A 17,347-nucleotide genomic window follows, 5' to 3' on the forward strand; every position below is an offset into this window, starting at 1 on the left:
GTTTTTGCCATGCACAGTTTTGATTTCAGCCAACTCAGCCCACGGGAAAAATACAAGATCCTGATCGGCAGCGTCGTGCCCCGGCCGATTGCGCTGGTAACCACCATTGATGGCGAGGGCCGGATCAATGCCGCGCCGTTCAGTTTCTTTAATGCGCTGTCGGCGGACCCACCGATCCTCGCGTTGGGCGTAGAGAATTACGGCGACCAGAGCCCGAAAGACACCACGCGCAATATCCAGCTCAATCAGGAATTCACCGTTAACATCGTCAGCGATGCACTGGTGGAAGCCATGAATGTCTGCGCTGTGCCGTTCGCGCCGGGCTTCGATGAGCTGACCGCTGCAGGGCTGACGGCGATTGCCGGCACCACGGTGAAATGCCCACGCATCGGCGAAGCCCCGGTGGCGCTGGAGTGCCGGCGGATGATGGCACTGAACATCGGCCAGTCGCGGGAGATCATTTTTGGCGAGGTATTGATGGCGCATGTGCGCGATGAGTTGATCGACCCGAAAACCTTGTACATCGATCAATTGGGGCTGGATGCGATTGGCCGGATGGGCGGCCATGGCTACGCGCGCACCCGCGATTACTTCGATTTGCCGACCCGCTCGTTGCAAGCGTGGACGGAGGCACCGGGCGGTGGCGAACGGTTTTGGCCCGCTGGCAAATAAACGCCAACAGCAAAAGATCGCAGCCTGCGGCAGCTCCTACTGATCGTTCCCACGCTCCGCGTGGGAATGCCGCCATGGACGCTCTGCGTCCACTGTGACGCGGAGCGTCACGGGATGCGTTCCCACGCAGAGCGTGGGAACGATCAATGCATTCTCCCTGTAGGAGCTGCCGAAGGCTGCGATCTTTTGATTTTTCAGTCAGTGCCGTATTTCGGCGAACGCGGCCCGTACAGTAGGCCCGCCGGATGCCCCGCAGAGAGCAGGCGATTGCTCGCCACACCGGCAATCGGGTAACCGGCATCGGTGGAACTGTTGATGATCTGCTTCACCGCCGCGGTGATCAGCATGCCGATCAGACCGCCACCACCGTTATTGCCGCCCTCTTCGCTCGACGCCCGTGCCGAACCGGTCCACAGCGTGGTGCCGCTCTTCAGGTCGACCAGCTTCGCTGTCGCGGTCACCGCCGTTTCACTGCTGATCACCATGTAACGCGTGCCGTATTCGGTCACGGTGATGTACAGCGCCGCGTCCGCACCGAAGATTTCCTGCAGTTTGTTCGGCGGTGCCTGATGGATGTCATCCGGGGTGGTCAGGCCGTTCTGGCGGAAAGTTTCGTCCACCAGCGCGATCGGCAACACGTAGTAACCGGCCTCGGCCAGCGGGAACGTCACCTGCGACAACAGGCTGTACGAGGCCTTCACATCCGGCGAGGTATTCAGCGGCGGCAACACCAGAATGGTCTTCGGCCGCGCCTGTTTGTAGGCCGAATAATCCACGGACTTGGGCGCAACGCAGCCACCGAGTACGGTCAGGGCCAAACCGGCGGCCAATAGTTTCAGCGTACGCGAGATCATCGGGCGTCTCCGGTCTTGGCGTTTTTAAGCAGAAAATCCATGTACGGGCCGGACTCGGGGAACAGCGCTTTCTCGGTGCGGAACTGCTGCACCATTTGATCGTCCTTGCCCATGCTCAGATAGAGCAAGCCAAGGTGCGCGTGGTAACCCGGCGGCACGGCTTTGCCGGTGGAGCGGATCTTTTGCAGATCACGTTCGAGCACTTCAGCCTGTGCTTCCTTGGGCTCTTCGCCCTTGAAGTATTCGTAGACCTGCGGTTGGTAGTCTTCCCACTGGTACAGGGTTTTCGGGCCGGCACAACCGGCCAGCAGGGCACTGGCGGCCAGCGTCAGCGCCATCAGCGAGCGCGACAACGTCAAATTCATGGGTGTTGCTCCTTGCAATGAATGGGCGTCGATCAGTTGCCCGGCTTCCAGGCACCGGCATTCATGCCATCGACCAGACGATTGATCGCCTCGCGCATGGCCAGATCCAGTACTTTGCCGTTGAGGGTGGAGTCGTACGCAGCGGTGCCGCCGAAGCCGACGATTTCGCGGTTGGACAAGGCGTACTCGCCAGCGCCTTGCGTCGAATAAACCACTTCGGAAGTGCTGATGTTAACGATGTTCAAGTTGACCTTGGCGTAAGCGATCTGGGTCTTGCCACGGCCGAGAATGCCGAACAACTGATGATCGCCAATCTCTTTGCGGCCGAACTCGGTAACGTCACCGGTGACCACGTAATCAGCACCTTTCAGCCGCTGGGCCTGGCCCTTGATCGCCGCTTCCTGCTGGATTTCGCCCATGTTGTCGCGATCCAGCACGCTGAAGCGGTTGGTCTGCTGCAGGTGGGTGATGAGGATGGTCTTGGCCTGACCGCCGAGACGGTCGACGCCGTCGGAGAAAATGCCGCGCATATAGCTGGAGCGGTTGTCGAACTTGCCCACGGCCATTGGCACACGAACGCCGGTCCAGACTTGAGTAGCGCTTTCAACCTTGGCTACCGGCAACGCGCGGGAGCTTTCGGTGGCGCAGCCGGCGAGCGTGCTGGCCAACGTGCCGAGCACAGCAATCGCAACGCCTGAAACCAACATCCGGGAGATCATTCTCACTGAGTATTCCTTTTGAAAAACAGGGGGTATCCCGGCACGACAAACGTGGTGGGGAGCGGAAAAGGGCCGGCATTATGACAAAGTGCCATCACTACTAACAGGTTTTTTTGACGCCAACGAATTGGCTTGCTCACCCTCTGTAGGAGCTGCCGAAGGCTGCGATCTTTTGATCTTCAACAACAAGATCAAAAGATCGCAGCCTTCGGCAGCTCCTACATTATTGTGGTGCGGCTGAAAGGCGACGTCAGTGGAAATCGCGGCTCTGCACGCGGATGCCGTTGAGCAGCGGGCTGAGGTCGCTCAGGCGTCCGGCGATCAGGTGGCGCACTTCGCCTTCGCGTTCCCAGCGGCCGTCGACCTTGAGCAGTTGCGAGCCGACCAAAACCTGGCGTTGACGCTCGGCCAGATCGCGCCAGACCACCACATTGACGTTGCCGAACTCGTCTTCCAGGGTCACGAAGGTCACGCCACTGGCGGTACCCGGACGTTGTCGCCCGGTAACCAGCCCGGCAACGCTCACCGGCCGGCCGTGTTCAACGTCGAGCAATTCCTGCGAACTGCGGCAGCGTCGCGCCTTCAATTCACCGCGCAACAGCGCCAGTGGATGCGGGCCCAGCGTGGTGCCAATCGTCGTGTAATCCGCGTGCAGATCCTCACCGACACTCGGCTTGGGCAGCACTACATCAGGCTCTTCCTGGCTCGGCAACCCGGCAAATAAGCCAAGTTGTTTCTGCACCCCCGCCACCTCCCAGCGCGCCCGATGCCGGTGCCCGGCCAGACCGCGCAACGCCCCGGAATCGGCCAGCAACGCCTGCGCCCGACTGTCGAGTGCGGCCCGTTCACCCAAATCGGCGACATCGGCAAACGCCCCGCGCGCCCGCGCCGCCTCGATACGCCGGGCATCGTCCTCGCGAAAGCCCTTGATCATCCGCAGGCCCATGCGGATCGCCGGTTGCGCCGCCGTGGTGGTTTCCAGGCTGCAATCCCAGTCACTGGCGCGCACGTCCACCGGGCGAATCTGCAAATGATGCCGGCGGGCGTCCTGCAAAATCTGATCGGGGCTGTAGAAACCCATCGGCCAGCTGTTGATCAGCGCACAGGCGAACGCCGCCGGCTCGTGGCACTTGAGCCAACAACTGGCATAGGTCAGCAAAGCAAAACTGGCGGCGTGGGATTCGGGAAAACCGTAGCTGCCGAAACCTTTGATCTGCTCGAAAATCTGCGCGGCGAACTCTGGCGTATAGCCGTTCTTTTTCATCCCGGCAGCCAGGCGCTCCTTGTGCGGTTCGAGCCCGCCGTGGCGTTTCCATGCGGCCATCGAGCGGCGCAACTGATCGGCCTCGCCGGGGCTATAATCGGCGGCGACGATGGCAATCTGCATCACCTGTTCCTGAAACAGCGGCACGCCCAGGGTTCTTTCCAGAACGACCTTGAGTTCTGGCGACGGATAGGTTTCTTTTTCTTCTTTATTGCGCCGGCGCAGGTACGGATGGACCATCCCGCCCTGAATCGGCCCCGGCCGGACGATGGCCACCTCAATCACCAGGTCATAGAACTTCGCTGGTTTCAGGCGCGGCAGCATCGACATCTGCGCCCGCGACTCGATCTGGAACACGCCAATGGTGTCGGCGCGGCTGATCATCTCGTAGGTCGGTTTGTCTTCGGCCGGGATCTTCGCCAGGCTCAGATCGAGATCGCGATGGCGACGCAGCAGGTCGAAGCAACGGCGGATCGCACTGAGCATGCCGAGGGCAAGAATATCCACCTTGAGCAGGCCGACCGCGTCGAGGTCGTCCTTGTCCCATTGAATGATCGTGCGATCAGCCATCGCCGCATTCTCGACCGGCACCAGGGTGTCCAGCGGTTGCTCGGAAATCACGAAGCCGCCGGGGTGTTGCGACAGGTGCCGGGGGAAGCCGATCAGTTGCCCGGTCAGGCTCAGCACTCGGCGCAGCACCGGGCTCTGCGGGTCGAAGCCACCCTCAAGCAAGCGTTCCAGCGGCGGCGTTTCATCGCTCCAGTGGCCACAGCAATCGGCCAATGCGTTGATCTGATCCGGCGGCAGGCCCAGGGCCTTGGCCACATCACGTACCGCACCGGCGGCGTGGTAAGTACTGACCACAGCGGTCAACGCCGCGCGCTGGCGACCATAACGGCGAAATACGTATTGCAGGACTTCTTCGCGGCGTTCGTGCTCGAAGTCGACGTCGATGTCCGGTGGCTCGTTACGCTCCTTGGACATGAAACGCTCAAACAGCAGCGTGGTGCGATCCGGATCGATTTCGGTGATGCCCAAGGCGAAACACACCGCCGAGTTGGCCGCCGAACCACGGCCCTGACAGAGGATGTTTTGCTCACGGGCAAAGCGCACCACGTCATGCACGGTGAGGAAGTAGCTTTCGTAGCCGAGTTCGGCGATCAGTTGCAGTTCATCGTCGATCTGCTTGAGCACTTTCGCTTGCGGGCCTTTGGGCCAGCGCCAGGCGATGCCTTCTTCGGTCAGGTGACGCAGCCAGGAACTGGCGCTGTGCCCCTTGGGCACTAACTCCTTGGGATATTGATAACGCAATTCGCCGAGATCGAACGTGCAACGCCGGGCCAGAGCCACCGAGGCATCCAGCAAGGCCGGCGGATACAACTCGTGTAGCACCTCGACAGTCCGTAAATGCCGCTCGCCATTGGGGTGCAAACGCAACCCGGCCTCGGCCACCGGCACGTGATGACGGATCGCCGTCATGGTGTCCTGCAAAGCGCGACGGCCACGGGCGTGCATGTGCACATCACCGCTGGCCACCGCCGGAATCTGCAACTCAGCGGCCAGACTCAACAGCGCTGCCAGACGCTGCTGATCGTTCTGTCCGCAATGCAACTGCACCGCCAGCCACAAGCGCTCGCCGAAGGTCTGCTGCAACCAGCGGCCCTCTTCCACTGCATCGAGCGAGTCCGGCACCCACAACACCAGCAGGCCCGACAAGGGTTCGTCAAAATCCTCGCGCAGCACCTGATACTGGCCCTTTTGCGTGCGCCGGCGGGCACGGGTGATCAAGCCGCACAGCGCCTGATAGCCCGCCAGGTTCTCCACCAGCAGCACCAGCTTCGGGCCGTTTTCGATGCGGATTTCGCTGCCGATGATCAGCGGCAGCTCCACCGACTTCGCCGCTTGCCACGCCCGCACAATCCCGGCCAGCGTGCATTCATCGGTGATTGCCAGCGCTTGATAACCGTGTTTTTTTGCCCGCTGAAACAGCTCAAGGGCACTGGACGCACCGCGCTGGAAACTGAAGTTCGACAGGCAGTGCAGTTCGGCATAACCCTCGCTCATGCAAACCAGCCCTGCAGCCACAGCGGACCGCCCTCACCCACCGCCCGATAAGCCCAGCCCTGCTGACCGGCACGGTTCTGGATCAGGTAGTAATCGCGGCGCACATCGTCACCGTCCCACCAGCCCGATTCGATGCGTTCCGGGCCCATGAGAATCCGCGCCGAACCTTCTGCCACACTCTGCGGCTCACCGAGCAACCAGCCGGGACGGTGCACGCTCGGCAACCCGCTGCAGCGTTGTTTATCGACGCCATGCTGCCAAGCGCACTCAGGGCGGTGATCGGCCTGGAAGCGCAGCCCCTGCACCGCGTCATCGCCCAACCGCGCGCGCAGGCGTTCGCGCAATTGCTCCCACGGCAACGTCTGCTGCGGACGGTCATCGAACAGTTCCTGAAACTGCGGGACGAAACTCGGCAGGTCCTCGGCACGCAAGCGAAAGCCACGCACCGGTGCCTCGACCTGCACTTGTTCCAGCCGTCCGCGCGCCAGTTCGAAGAGCATCGCCGGATCCCGTTCGGCGCTGAGCAGGCCGACTTTGATCAGCGTGTCCGGCAACCCGGCGTGTTCCAGATGCAGATCGAAACGCTGCACGCCGCTGTCACGCCCGCAGAGGAACGCCGACAGGTCACCGGTCAAACGCCGTAACGGGAACAGCAAGGCCTGATGCGATTGCACGTCGAAATTCAGTTCGATGCGCACATCAAAACGATCCGGCGGCAGGTAGAACTCCAGCGCCAATGGCCGCGCACCGAACAAGGTGTCGAGGTGTTTGAGCATCTGCGCCTCGAAACGCCGGGCCAGCGCCTGACGCGGCAGGCTCTGCAGCTGACTGAGGTTGCGCAGGCCCATGCGCGACAACGCCGTGGCCACGGCCGGTTCCAGGCCGACGCGGTCGACAGGCAATTGGCCGAGGTGATGCTGCAAAGCCTCGCCGTCCGGCACCACCAAGCCGTCATAAGCATTGGCCAGCACCCGCGCCGCCACCGGATTCGGTGCGGCAACGATGCGATGGCGAAAGCCCAGTTCGGTCAGTTCCTTGCGCAGCCGCGCTTCGAACTGGGCCCAGGAACCGAACAGGCCCAGGCTCGACTCGATCTCGAACACCACGGCGCGCGGGTAATGCACGCTGACCTGCGCGCTGAAGCCGTAGGCCCACGCGGCGAGGAACTGCTGCCAGTGTTCGACCTCGGCCGCTTCGTAATCGGCGGTGGCAAAGCCTTTGCTCATCGCCTGCGCAGCGGTCATCGACTGGCCAGCGCGCAAACCGAGTTTGCGCGCTGCCGGGTTGACCGCTTGCAGCACCCGACGTTGGGCCGGGCCGCTGAGCAGCACCAACGGCTCATCGGGGTCGGGACGTTGGCGCAACACCGCGTCCAGCGCCAATTGCGGAAAAACAATACAGACCCAGCGCATGGCGACCTCAGTGCCCCACGGCAAAGGCAATCGGCGCCGTACGTGCGAGGCCGCCACGGCACTTGAGCACGCGCAACTGTGCGGGTTTGGCGTCGATGGCAATGCGCAGCGCCGCCGGTGACGGATTCACCGCTTCGCTCAACGGTCGCCAGGCAAACGCCAGGGTCTGGCCGGTTTCCGCCGCCACCTGCAAACGCCGCAAGGCACGGTCATCGGCCTTGTGCGGCCAGCACAGCACCGCGCCGCAACTGCCCGAACGCAAGCACTGTTCGGCCGCCCACAAGGCATCGCGCTCGCTGGCTTGAATCACCGACAACTGACGCAAATCGACCCCGGCGTTCTCCCACGCCTGCGGGTACGGCACGAACGGCGGCGCCACCAGCACGATGCGCTCGCCCGCCGCCGACAACCGCGCCAGCGTCGGCCAGACCAGTTGCAACTCACCAACACCGGGGCCGGCCAGGAGAATTTCGCTCAGCGCCGCTTCCGGCCAGCCACCGCTGGGCAGTGCCGCGTCCAGCGCCGCATGCCCGGTCGGTTGCGGGCTGGCGGCCGGTGGCGCAGGCCGGCCCTTCCAGACCTGGCCGCCATTGAACAGCGTATCCAACGCAACGACGGCGCCCATCAGCCTTGCCTCACCAGACCGCAGAACACCCCTTCGATCGCCAGATCCTGATCGTCGCGCACGACAATCGGCTGGTACGCCGGGTTGCGCGGCAACAGCCGCACTTCATCGCCGAGCCGTTCGAAGCGTTTGATGGTGACTTCACCGTCGAGCCGCGCCACGACGATCTGGCCGTTGAGCGCCTCGGGATTGCGCCGCACGCCGACCAGATCACCGTCGAGAATGCCGTCCTCGATCATCGAATCGCCCTGCACCCGCAGCATGTAATCGGGCGTGCGCGAGAACAGCGCCGGGTCGAGCAGCAAGCGGCTATGGACGTCGGCATCGGCGCCAATCGGCGCACCGGCAGCGACGCGGCCAAGCACGGGGATGTCGAGCAGCTCCGGACGCGGCGGTTGCCCGAGCAAACGAATGCCCCGGGCCTGATTCGGATTGACCTCGATGAACCCGGCTTCAGTGAGCGCGAGCACATGCTTGCGCGCCACGCTGCGCGAGGCAAAACCAAAAGCCTCGCTGATTTCAGCGAGGCTTGGGGGCTGACCGTGTTCGGCGATGCGATCGCGGATGAAGGTCAGGATGGCGGTACGGCGGGGAGTGAGGTTTGTCATGGAGTACATTTGTACTCCTGTAGGATTTTCCTGACAAGCGCCGCCAGTCGGCCTAGGCCGACGTAGGAGCTGCCGAAGGCTCGGGCCGCGATTGATCGTTCCCACGCTCTGCGTGGGAATGCAGCCCGTGACGCTCCGCGTCACTGGACGCAGAGCGTCCCTAGAGGCATTCCCACGCAGAGCGTGGGAACGATCAGTGCGGGGGGTGTCAGTTAAGGCCACGTTCGGCGAGGAATTCGGCGATGTAATCAATGAAGGCCACCACTTTCGCCGTGGCCCGCCGATGGCTCGGATACACCGCCAGAATGTGCGGGCCAAAGGTGTCCGGGTCGATCTCGTAATCCGCCATGACCCGCACCAGTCGCCCATCGGCAATGTACGGCGCGGCGCTCCACAGTGGCGTGTGCAGCAATCCTCGCCCGGCCAGAGCACTGGCCAGCAACAAATCGTAATTATCACTGCGCAACAACGGCGCCGTCGGTTGCGCCAGACTCAAACGCTGGCCATCGCGCTCGGCCCACCAGAATTCGCGGCTGAGCAACGGATGCTGATAAAGCAGCCATTCATGCTGTTCAAGGGTCTGCGGATTCACCGGCAAGCCCTTGCGCGCCAAGTATTCCGGGCTGCCGCACAACGCCAGGCGATTGCTGCCGACCACCCGCGCAATCAACCCCGGCAAATCATCGTGGCCCTCGCGCAACGCCAGGTCATAACCACTTTCCAGCAGATTGACGAAGGCATCGCACAGGTCCACTTGCAGACTGATCTGCGGGTATTGCTGCAAAAAGCCGTCACACACCTGATCGAGAAACGCCCGGCCATACGCCAGCGGTGCAGTGATTTTCAGGCTGCCGCGCAAGCCGTGCTGCAATTGCTCGATTTCCTCGCTGGCCTCGTCCAGCCGCTGCAACACCAGCCGCGCGGTTTCCAGGTAGACCCGGCCGATTTCAGTCAGCAAGATCCGCCGCGTGCTGCGCTCGAACAACCGCGCACCCAGTTCAGACTCCAGATGATTGACCGCTTTGGTCAGCGCCGACGGGGTCTTGCCCAACTGCTCGGCAGCGCGGCTGAAACTGCCGAGTTGCGCAGTGACCACGAACATTTTCAATGCACCCAACTTGTCCATGCTTTTTCCATTCAGGCAAAAACGTTTTTCGTGCGGGAGGCGTTCTGTCAGCCGCTGCCAGCCACTAATCTCGCCATCAGACGCAATAACAAGGAAATCTTCAATGAAAAGATTCATCCCGAGTCTGTTGGTAGCCGCTGTAAGTTTTGCCTCGATGGAAGCCATGGCCGCCCCTGATCTGATCCTGCTCAACGGCAAGATTTTCACCGCCGACCGTGCGCAACCGAAGGTTCAGGCCCTCGCCGTGGAAAACGGCAAAGTGTTGAAAGTTGGCACCGACGCGCAGATCAAAGCCTTGATCGAACCCGGCACTCAAGTCATCGACCTCAAGGGCAAAGCGCTGATGCCCGGCCTGATCGACAGCCACTCCCACGCGATTTTCGGCGGACTGGAAATGGTTTCGGCGAACATGGAAGACGAAGTCGTCGATCTCGACGAGCTGCAAAAACGTCTGCGCGACTGGCGTGCAGACGGCAAGGCCAAACATGGCGACGTGCTGAGCATTGCCGGGATGAGTTCGGCTTATTGGGCGCAAGCCGAGGCCTTGGGCAACACCTTCAACAGCGGCGAATGGGCCGATGTGCCGGTGGTGTTTATCGGCAGCGACCACCACACCGCGTGGGCCAACAACGTCATGCTCAAGCGTGCCGGGATTGATGCGGCCCTGCTGAAAACCCTGCCCGACGCGGAAAAAGACACCATCGGCAAACTGGCCAGCGGCGAACCGAACGGCTTTGTGGTCGACGCCGGTTGGGATCGGGTCGCCTCGAAAATGCCGGTGCCGAGCCCCGCCGACATGCTCAATGCCGCCAAATCCGCCGTGCGCTACAACAACAGCCTCGGCATCACCGCGTGGATGGACCCGGCCGCCAACGCCGCCCCGGGCGAAGCGGTGTTCGCGCTCAAACCCACCGAGAAAACCGTCGGCGTGCTGCCGGCCTATAAAGCGTTGTCGGAAAGCGGCGACATGAGCGTGCATGTCGCGGCGCTGCTGGTCGCCAACCCGAAAAGCGTGCCCGCCGACCTCGACACGCTGGACAAGGTGCGCCAGCAATTCCAAGGCATCCCGAATCTGACGTTACCCGGGATCAAGATCTTCGCCGACGGCGTGATCGAGTTCCCGGCGCAGAGCGCGGCGATGATCGATCCGTACAGCAATTCGCACAAACAGGGCGAACTGCTGATCGACCCGCAGCATTTCGGCGAACTGGTCAGCGCCATCGACCAACGCGGCTGGCTGGTGCACATCCACGCCATCGGCGACCGCGCGGTGCGTGAATCGCTGAACGGCATCGCCCAGGCGCGCAAGGATCGCCAGAGCGGTGTGACCCATTCGATCACTCACCTGCAAATGGTCAACCCGAAAGAGTTCGCCCGTTTCAAACCGCTCAACGTCATCGCCTCGATGCAATTGCTCTGGGCCAGCGCCGACGACTACACCACTGACATGATCAAGCCCTACGTCAGCGCCCTCGCCTTCCGCTATCAGTACCCGGCGCATTCGCTGCTCAAACAAGGCGCGACGATTGCCGGCGCGAGTGACTGGCCGGTGTCGTCGCCGAACCCGTTCAACGCCATGGCGCAGGCGATCACCCGCGTCGGCCCGTTGGGCGTACTCAATGCTGATGAGCGTCTGGACCGCGACACCATGTTCTACGCCTACACGGTCAACGCGGCGCGCACGATTGGTCTGGAGAAACAGATCGGCTCGCTGACGCCGGGCAAGCAGGCGGACTTTATCGTGCTGGATCGCGACGTGTTCAGCGTCGACAACAAAGCCCTGCATGACACCAAAGTGCTGCAAACCTGGTTCGGCGGCCGTCAGGTCTACACCGCCACCCAATAACAAGAAAATCTCTCCCAAGTAGGAGCTGCCGCAGGCTGCGATCTTTTGACTTTGATTTTAAAAACCAAGATCAAAAGATCGCAGCCTTCGGCAGCTCCTACAGGTTTACCTCCTGCCCCCAAAACAATCACAACATCGGGACTTCACATGAAAGCCTTGCCCCTGTTCGCCCTGAGTTTATTGAGCGCGCTGCCCTTGAGCAGCCAAGCGATCCCTTTGAACGATGATTTTGCGCTGGTGGTGGACCTGAATTTAGTCAGCGATTACCGCACTCGCGGCATCTCGCAAACGCAAAACGATCCTGCCGTGCAGGCCGGTTTGACCCTCGCTCACAGCAGCGGACTGTACCTTGGCGCATGGAGCTCCAACGTTGATTTCGGCGGCGGCCTGAAAACCCGCCAGGAAGTCGATTACTACGGCGGTTGGCTGTGGCAGGCGACCGAGGATGTCAGCCTTGATCTGGGCTACATCAAATACGCCTACCCCAAGGAAAGCCAGTTCAACCAGAGCGAGGTCTACGGAATTCTCGGCGTGTACGGGGTGAAACTGGCGGCGTATTACTCCAGCGACGCGCCGGGGATCGATAGCAAGCAGAACTCGCTGTACACCTACATCGGTTATGAAACTGAACTGCCGTATGACTCGGGGCTGAAGCTGCGTTACGGCAACATGGATTTCAAGGATCCGCATTTGTACTCGGCGTCGGGCAGCGCTGAAGACTCGTACCGCGAATGGGAGGTGAAACTCACTCACAACCTCGCCGGCGTGGTGTTGGGCCTGAGCTACATCGACACTGACCTCTCACAAAGCCAATGCCTGAGCAACTGGGGCTTCAAAGACGTCTGCACCGCCACCGTCGTCGCCAGCCTAAGCAAATCCTTCTGAACCCCACGCCCCCACTGTAGGAGCTGCCGAAGGCTGCGATCTTTTGATCTTGTTTTTAAAGATCAAGATCAAAAGATCGCAGCCTTCGGCAGCTCCTACAGGGTTTTGCTGTGCTTTCGACTTGTTACAGGATGTTTACGGAATTTTTACTATTGTTCTTCTACTGTTACACGCGCAACCGTGTGTGTTTTCTATTTGAGTAGAGGAAAAGTGCGAATGGCTTTGGGCAACGGACTGCGCTTACCGTCCATCACTCCGACCCGACTGGTGCTGCTGTTTTCCCTGGCATTGGTCGCGCTGTACAACCTGGCGACCTGGAAGGCGCTGGGCACGCTGATCACTTTGCAAGGCGCGCACAAACTGGGGTTCTTCGCCTCGTTCGGGCTGTTTTTGTGGGCGGCTATCACTCTGCTGCTGACGCTGGTGTCATTTCGCTGGACGCTGAAACCGGTGCTCACCGTGGTTGCCCTGCTCTCGGCCTGCGCGGCGTATTTCATGAATGAATACGGGATCACCATCGACACGGTGATGATCCAGAACGTCTTTGAAACCAATCCATCCGAAGCCGCCGCGCTGTTCAACGGCAAGTTGCTCGCTTACGTGTTGCTGCTCGGTGTGTTGCCGGCGGCGCTGATCTGGCGTTGGCCGGTGAGTTATCGGCCGTTCTTTCGCGGGTTGCTCAACAAGGTTCTGGTGATCGTCGGTTGCGTGCTGGTGATCGCCGCCTCAGTGGGCACGTTCTATTCGACTTACGCGCCGATCTTTCGCGAAGAAGACAAGCTCACTCACTTCATCAACCCGACCAATTACATCTACGCGATCAGCAAATACACCAAGCAACGCCTGGGCATCAAAAAGCACTTCGTGGTGCAGGCCATCGGCGAAGACGCGGTGATGAGCGCCAAGGCTGCCAGTCGCGAGAAAAAATCGCTGATGGTCTTCGTGGTCGGTGAAACCGCCCGCGCCGATCACTTTTCGCTGAACGGCTATGAGCGCGAGACCAATCCCGAGTTGAGCAAACTCGACATCCTCAATTTCACTCAAGTGCATTCCTGCGGCACGTCGACGGCGGTGTCGGTACCGTGCATGTTCTCGATGTTCCCGCGTGAGGACTACAGCGACAAGAAAGGCAAAACCTACCAAGGCCTGCTCGACATCCTCCAGCGCGCCGGCGTGCAGGTGCTGTGGCTGGACAACAACAGCGACTGCAAAGGCACCTGCCTGCGCGTACCGCACCGCGACATCGCGAAGAACCAGCCGGGGCCGTTCTGCGACGGCAACAACTGCCTCGATGAATCGCTGCTGGCGGACCTGCAAGGCTACATCGACAGCCTCAAGGGCCACGCGATCATCGTCCTGCATGCGGACGGTAGCCACGGCCCCGAGTATTACCAGCGCTACCCGCAAGACATGGAGCGTTTCAAGCCGATCTGCCACACCAACCAGTTGGGCAGTTGCAGCCGCGATGAACTGGTGAACGTGTACGACAACACGATTTTGTACACCGACCACTTTCTCGCCAAGGTCATCGAGTTGCTCAAGCGCAATCAACAGACACTGGATACGTCGATGGTGTACGTCTCCGATCACGGTGAATCGCTGGGCGAAAATGGCCTCTATCTGCATGCGGCGCCCTATGCGCTGGCGCCTGAAGCGCAAACGCATGTGCCGATGGTGATGTGGTTTGGTGATCACACACTGGCCAATGAAGGGATTGATCGCGGGTGCCTGCAAGGCAAGACTGCGCAGGCAGATCTGAGCCACGACAACCTGTTTCACTCGTTGCTGGGGTTGTTTGAGGTAAAGACCTCGCTGTATCAACCGGGGCTGGATATTTTCCATGGCTGCCGGCCTTCAATGACCGCCGCGCAATAACCCGACTGGCTGATTGCTGATTGGCAATTGGCAATGATCAATGTAGGAGCTGCCGAAGGCTGCGATCTTTTGATGTTGATTGTTAAAAACAGGATCAAAAGATCGCAGCCTTCGGCAGCTCCTACAGGGATTGTCATAGGTTTGCCAGATAGGGCCACGGGTAGATGCCGCGTTGGTGGCCGTCGCTGAAGATCAGTTGTACGCCGTAGCCCTGGGGGTTGAGTTCGATCAGGCGTACGCGATCATCGACCATCGGCGTCAGGCCTTTCAGGCGGAAGGCGCGGCATTGCGAGCAGGGACACTGGCGGCGCAGTTCGGCGTGGTTGAGTTGCTGTTCGCGGCCGTCTGGCCAACCCAGGCGTAACGTCCGCTCGCTTTGCGAGTTACTGACCGACAGCGGGTTCATTGCAATTGACTCAGGGCAATGCGCACGGCTTTGCGCACTTCCGGGTCGCCGTCATCCTGCGCAGCCTGCAACGCGGCCACGGCACCGCGATCATGCAACTCGCCCAAGGCCAGCGCGGCCTCTTTGCGCAGATTGCTGATGCGATGGCCGAGGGTGTCGATCAACGCGTCGAGTGCCGGCGCGAAACGCAAACGACCGAGGCTGCGGGTGGCGCGCAAACGCACTTGCCAATAATCGTCGCTCAGCGCTTCGACCAACGCTGAGCCCGCATCAATGTGGCCGACCTTGCCCAAGGTCGTCGCGGCTTCTTCGCGCACTTGCCAGGCGCTGTCCTGCAAGGCCTGACGCAGAGCCGGCAGGACTTCGGCGCTGGAGGCCAGGCCCAACGCGCCGGTGGCCGCGCGGCGCACTTCGGTGTCGGGGTCATCGCTGGCCAATCGGGCTAATGCCGGTAATGCGTCAAGTTGCTTGAGCCAGCCGAGCACCCCGACGGCTTCGCGACGAACACTGGCGTCGGCATCGTTCAGCGCGGTGACTGCAGCAGGCGCGGCATCGGCGAAACGCAACTCACGCAAGGCACGGAACGCCGCGATACGCACGCTGACATCCGCATGATCAGTCCACGGCAGAATCACCTGCCCCGCCGCTTCGGTTTTCAGCAAGCTCAGACTCTGCGCGGCAGCGGATCGCACGGCGGGCGCCGAATCGGTCAGCGCCTCGCACAGCGCTTGCACGACTTCCTCATCCTCCCAGGCTTCCAGCAACCGCGCGGCTTCGGCGCGGACTTCTTCGGCAGGATCTTGTCCCAGCCGATCAACCAGCCAGAGCAAGCCATCCGGCTCTTCGAGATCGGCCAGATCAATCAGGGCAATACGGCGCACGCCAGCGTCTTCTGCAGTCAGGCGCGGTTGCAGGGCGAGGATGTCGTCGTTATCGGTCACAGCAAAAATAGAGGTCATAGGGCAAATCGCGGCAAAGGGTTTTCGGGAGGCAGGCCGAGCGGATTGAGGCGCGGCAGCGGTCGGTCGTCGTCGTGGCGCAGCAGGTCGAGGCAGTGGCGCTTGAGGCGGGAAAATTCGGCGCTGGTCACCAGTTCGCTGGTGCGCGGGCGGGCGAACTCCAGACGCAAATCTTCGATGATTCGCCCCGGCCGCGCGCTCATCACCAGCAAGCGATCGGCGAGGAACAGCGCCTCGTCGATATCGTGGGTGACGAACACTACGGTGGTGCGGATGCGCGTCCAGATGTCCAGCAGCAGCTCTTGCATGTTCAGCCGGGTCAGCGCATCCAGCGCGCCGAACGGCTCGTCCATCAGCAACAGGCGCGGGCGATTGACCAGCACCCGGGCGATTTCCACGCGTTGCTGCATGCCGCCGGACAGTTGATCGGGCCAACGCTCGGCGAAGCCTTCGAGGCCGACCAGTTTGAGAATGTCATCGGCGGCGCGATGCCGTTCAGCCTTGCCGATGCCGCGCATTTTCAGGCCGAATGCCACGTTGTCACGCACCGTGCGCCACGGAAACAGCGTGTGATGCTGGAACACCATGCCGCGCTGCGGTGACGGCCCGGACACTTCGCCGCCATCGACTTTGAGGCTGCCGGCGTGCGCACTCAAATGCCCGGCCAGCGCACCGAGCAAGGTCGATTTGCCACAACCGGACGGGCCGAGAATGCACACGAACTGGCCGGGTTCGATCTGGCAATCGAGTTCCCGCACCGCTTCGAACGCTTCACTTCCTTGGCCGAGGACGATGGACAATTGGCGAATATCGATCCGCCCTTCCGGGGTTTGCATCGCGCTCATCAGGCTTTTCCTCGCGGTCGATGCCAGGGCGTGAACAACCCGCCCAGACGTTTGATCAGCAGACTGCTGCCCATGCCCAGCACACCGATCAAGAGCATGCCGACGACGATGTCGGCGTAGTTCTGAATCGTGTAGGACTCCCAGGTGTAGTAACCGATGCCGAACTGGCCGGAGATCATTTCCGCCGTCACCAGGCAGAACCACGAAGTGCCCATGCCGATCGCCAGCCCCGTGATGATGCTTGGCGCAGCACCCGGCAGAATCACTTCCAGCAGGATCGCCCGGTGCCCTGCCCCAAGGCTTTTGGCTGAGGCGATCAGGCGTGGATCGACGCCTTCTACGCCGTGCACGGTGTTGAGCAGGATCGGGAACAGTGCGCCGGTGAAGGTTATGAAGACCATCGACAGTTCAGAGGACGGGAACATCAGGATCGCCAGCGGAATCCACGCGACGGCGGGGATCGGGCGCAGGACTTCCAGCGGTGGCAGCAGCAAGTCTTCGGCCCATTTCGAGCGGCCGATGGCCAAGCCCAGGGCGATGCCGATCACTAGCGCGGCGAGATAGCCGGCGAAGACACGGCTGAGGCTGGCGGTCAGGTGTTGCAGGAGCTTGCCGGAGTCGCCCAGGCCCAATGCTGCTTCGATCACCGCGACAGGCGTCGGCACGTTGGCGAAGGTAACGAGGCCGAGGTTCCAGTGGTGACTGGCGGCGAGTTGCCAGAACAGCAGGCAGAGCAGCAAGGAGGCGGCCCGCGGAACCCAACGCGTAAATGATCGGTACACGATAATTCCTCTCAACCCAACCCCTGTAGGAGCTGCCGCA

The 17,347-nt window shown here is 61.5% G+C and carries 16 protein-coding genes; 4 read left to right on the forward strand and 12 right to left on the reverse strand.

What is annotated here, in order from left to right; all coding sequences use genetic code 11:
* Positions 1-9 precede the first annotated feature (9 nt).
* Positions 10-672 (forward strand): flavin reductase family protein, encoded by a 663-nt coding sequence (locus ACZZ0B_RS12725; protein ID WP_008085884.1) that lies wholly within the window; start codon positions 10-12, stop codon positions 670-672.
* 194 nt (positions 673-866) lie between these two features.
* Here the strand turns inward: ACZZ0B_RS12725 and ACZZ0B_RS12730 are convergent, their stop codons facing one another.
* The 8 genes from ACZZ0B_RS12730 to ACZZ0B_RS12765 form a co-directional block, all read right to left on the reverse strand.
* Positions 867-1,526, reverse strand: a complete 660-nt coding sequence (locus ACZZ0B_RS12730; RefSeq protein ID WP_008085883.1) for a DUF799 domain-containing protein — start codon at positions 1,524-1,526, stop codon at positions 867-869.
* Positions 1,523-1,891: a DUF4810 domain-containing protein gene (locus ACZZ0B_RS12735; RefSeq protein ID WP_463545365.1), complete on the reverse strand. Its 369-nt coding sequence runs from the start codon at positions 1,889-1,891 to the stop codon at positions 1,523-1,525. The genes ACZZ0B_RS12730 and ACZZ0B_RS12735 overlap by 4 nt, the downstream gene beginning before the upstream one ends.
* A 32-nt stretch (positions 1,892-1,923) precedes the next feature.
* Positions 1,924-2,610 carry a CsgG/HfaB family protein gene (locus ACZZ0B_RS12740; RefSeq protein WP_440095317.1) on the reverse strand — a complete coding sequence of 229 codons (687 nt, stop codon included), beginning with the start codon at positions 2,608-2,610 and terminating at the stop codon, positions 1,924-1,926.
* A 250-nt stretch (positions 2,611-2,860) separates the two neighbouring features.
* Positions 2,861-5,959: an error-prone DNA polymerase gene (locus ACZZ0B_RS12745; protein ID WP_463545366.1), complete on the reverse strand. Its 3,099-nt coding sequence runs from the start codon at positions 5,957-5,959 to the stop codon at positions 2,861-2,863.
* The gene (locus tag ACZZ0B_RS12750) at positions 5,935-7,350 is read right to left on the reverse strand and encodes a Y-family DNA polymerase (protein WP_463545367.1); all 1,416 of its coding nucleotides are present in this window, start codon (positions 7,348-7,350) and stop codon (positions 5,935-5,937) included. Before ACZZ0B_RS12750 ends, ACZZ0B_RS12745 begins: the two co-directional genes overlap by 25 nt.
* Before the next feature lie 7 nt (positions 7,351-7,357).
* Positions 7,358-7,975, reverse strand: a complete 618-nt coding sequence (imuA, locus tag ACZZ0B_RS12755; RefSeq protein ID WP_053120911.1) for a translesion DNA synthesis-associated protein ImuA — start codon at positions 7,973-7,975, stop codon at positions 7,358-7,360.
* Positions 7,975-8,592, reverse strand: a complete 618-nt coding sequence (gene lexA / locus ACZZ0B_RS12760) for a transcriptional repressor LexA (protein WP_008085871.1) — start codon at positions 8,590-8,592, stop codon at positions 7,975-7,977. Before lexA ends, imuA begins: the two co-directional genes overlap by 1 nt.
* Positions 8,593-8,791: 199 nt before the next feature.
* Entirely contained in the window at positions 8,792-9,709 is a 918-nt protein-coding gene (locus ACZZ0B_RS12765; RefSeq protein ID WP_038368857.1) for a LysR family transcriptional regulator, read from the reverse strand.
* 103 nt (positions 9,710-9,812) lie between these two features.
* On the opposite strand from ACZZ0B_RS12765, the gene ACZZ0B_RS12770 reads away from it, so the two are divergent.
* The 3 genes from ACZZ0B_RS12770 (at position 9,813) to ACZZ0B_RS12780 (ending at position 14,315) form a co-directional block, all read left to right on the forward strand.
* The gene (locus ACZZ0B_RS12770) at positions 9,813-11,555 is read left to right on the forward strand and encodes an amidohydrolase (protein WP_463545368.1); all 1,743 of its coding nucleotides are present in this window, start codon (positions 9,813-9,815) and stop codon (positions 11,553-11,555) included.
* A gap of 147 nt (positions 11,556-11,702) precedes the next feature.
* Entirely contained in the window at positions 11,703-12,440 is a 738-nt protein-coding gene (locus ACZZ0B_RS12775; protein WP_463545369.1) for a TorF family putative porin, read from the forward strand.
* 216 nt (positions 12,441-12,656) lie between these two features.
* Positions 12,657-14,315, forward strand: coding sequence for a phosphoethanolamine transferase (locus tag ACZZ0B_RS12780; protein ID WP_463545370.1), 1,659 nt, complete (start codon positions 12,657-12,659; stop codon positions 14,313-14,315).
* Positions 14,316-14,448: 133 nt separating this feature from the next.
* On the opposite strand, the gene ACZZ0B_RS12785 is transcribed toward ACZZ0B_RS12780, so the two are convergent.
* Genes ACZZ0B_RS12785 through ACZZ0B_RS12800 form a run of 4 tightly spaced genes read right to left on the reverse strand, consistent with a single transcriptional unit; the run spans position 14,449 to position 17,307 of the window.
* A complete protein-coding gene (locus ACZZ0B_RS12785; RefSeq protein ID WP_463545371.1) occupies positions 14,449-14,721 on the reverse strand; it encodes a DUF971 domain-containing protein in 273 nt (90 codons plus the stop codon).
* Positions 14,718-15,680, reverse strand: coding sequence for a HEAT repeat domain-containing protein (locus tag ACZZ0B_RS12790; protein WP_463545372.1), 963 nt, complete (start codon positions 15,678-15,680; stop codon positions 14,718-14,720). The genes ACZZ0B_RS12785 and ACZZ0B_RS12790 overlap by 4 nt, the downstream gene beginning before the upstream one ends.
* Positions 15,677-16,525 (reverse strand): ABC transporter ATP-binding protein, encoded by an 849-nt coding sequence (locus tag ACZZ0B_RS12795; protein ID WP_463545373.1) that lies wholly within the window; start codon positions 16,523-16,525, stop codon positions 15,677-15,679. Before ACZZ0B_RS12795 ends, ACZZ0B_RS12790 begins: the two co-directional genes overlap by 4 nt.
* On the reverse strand, positions 16,525-17,307 hold the full coding sequence (locus tag ACZZ0B_RS12800) for an ABC transporter permease (RefSeq protein WP_463545374.1): 783 nt from the start codon (positions 17,305-17,307) through the stop codon (positions 16,525-16,527). The genes ACZZ0B_RS12795 and ACZZ0B_RS12800 overlap by 1 nt, the downstream gene beginning before the upstream one ends.
* Positions 17,308-17,347 lie beyond the last annotated feature (40 nt).

The sequence above is a fragment of the Pseudomonas sp. AC247 genome, assembly GCF_979258015.1.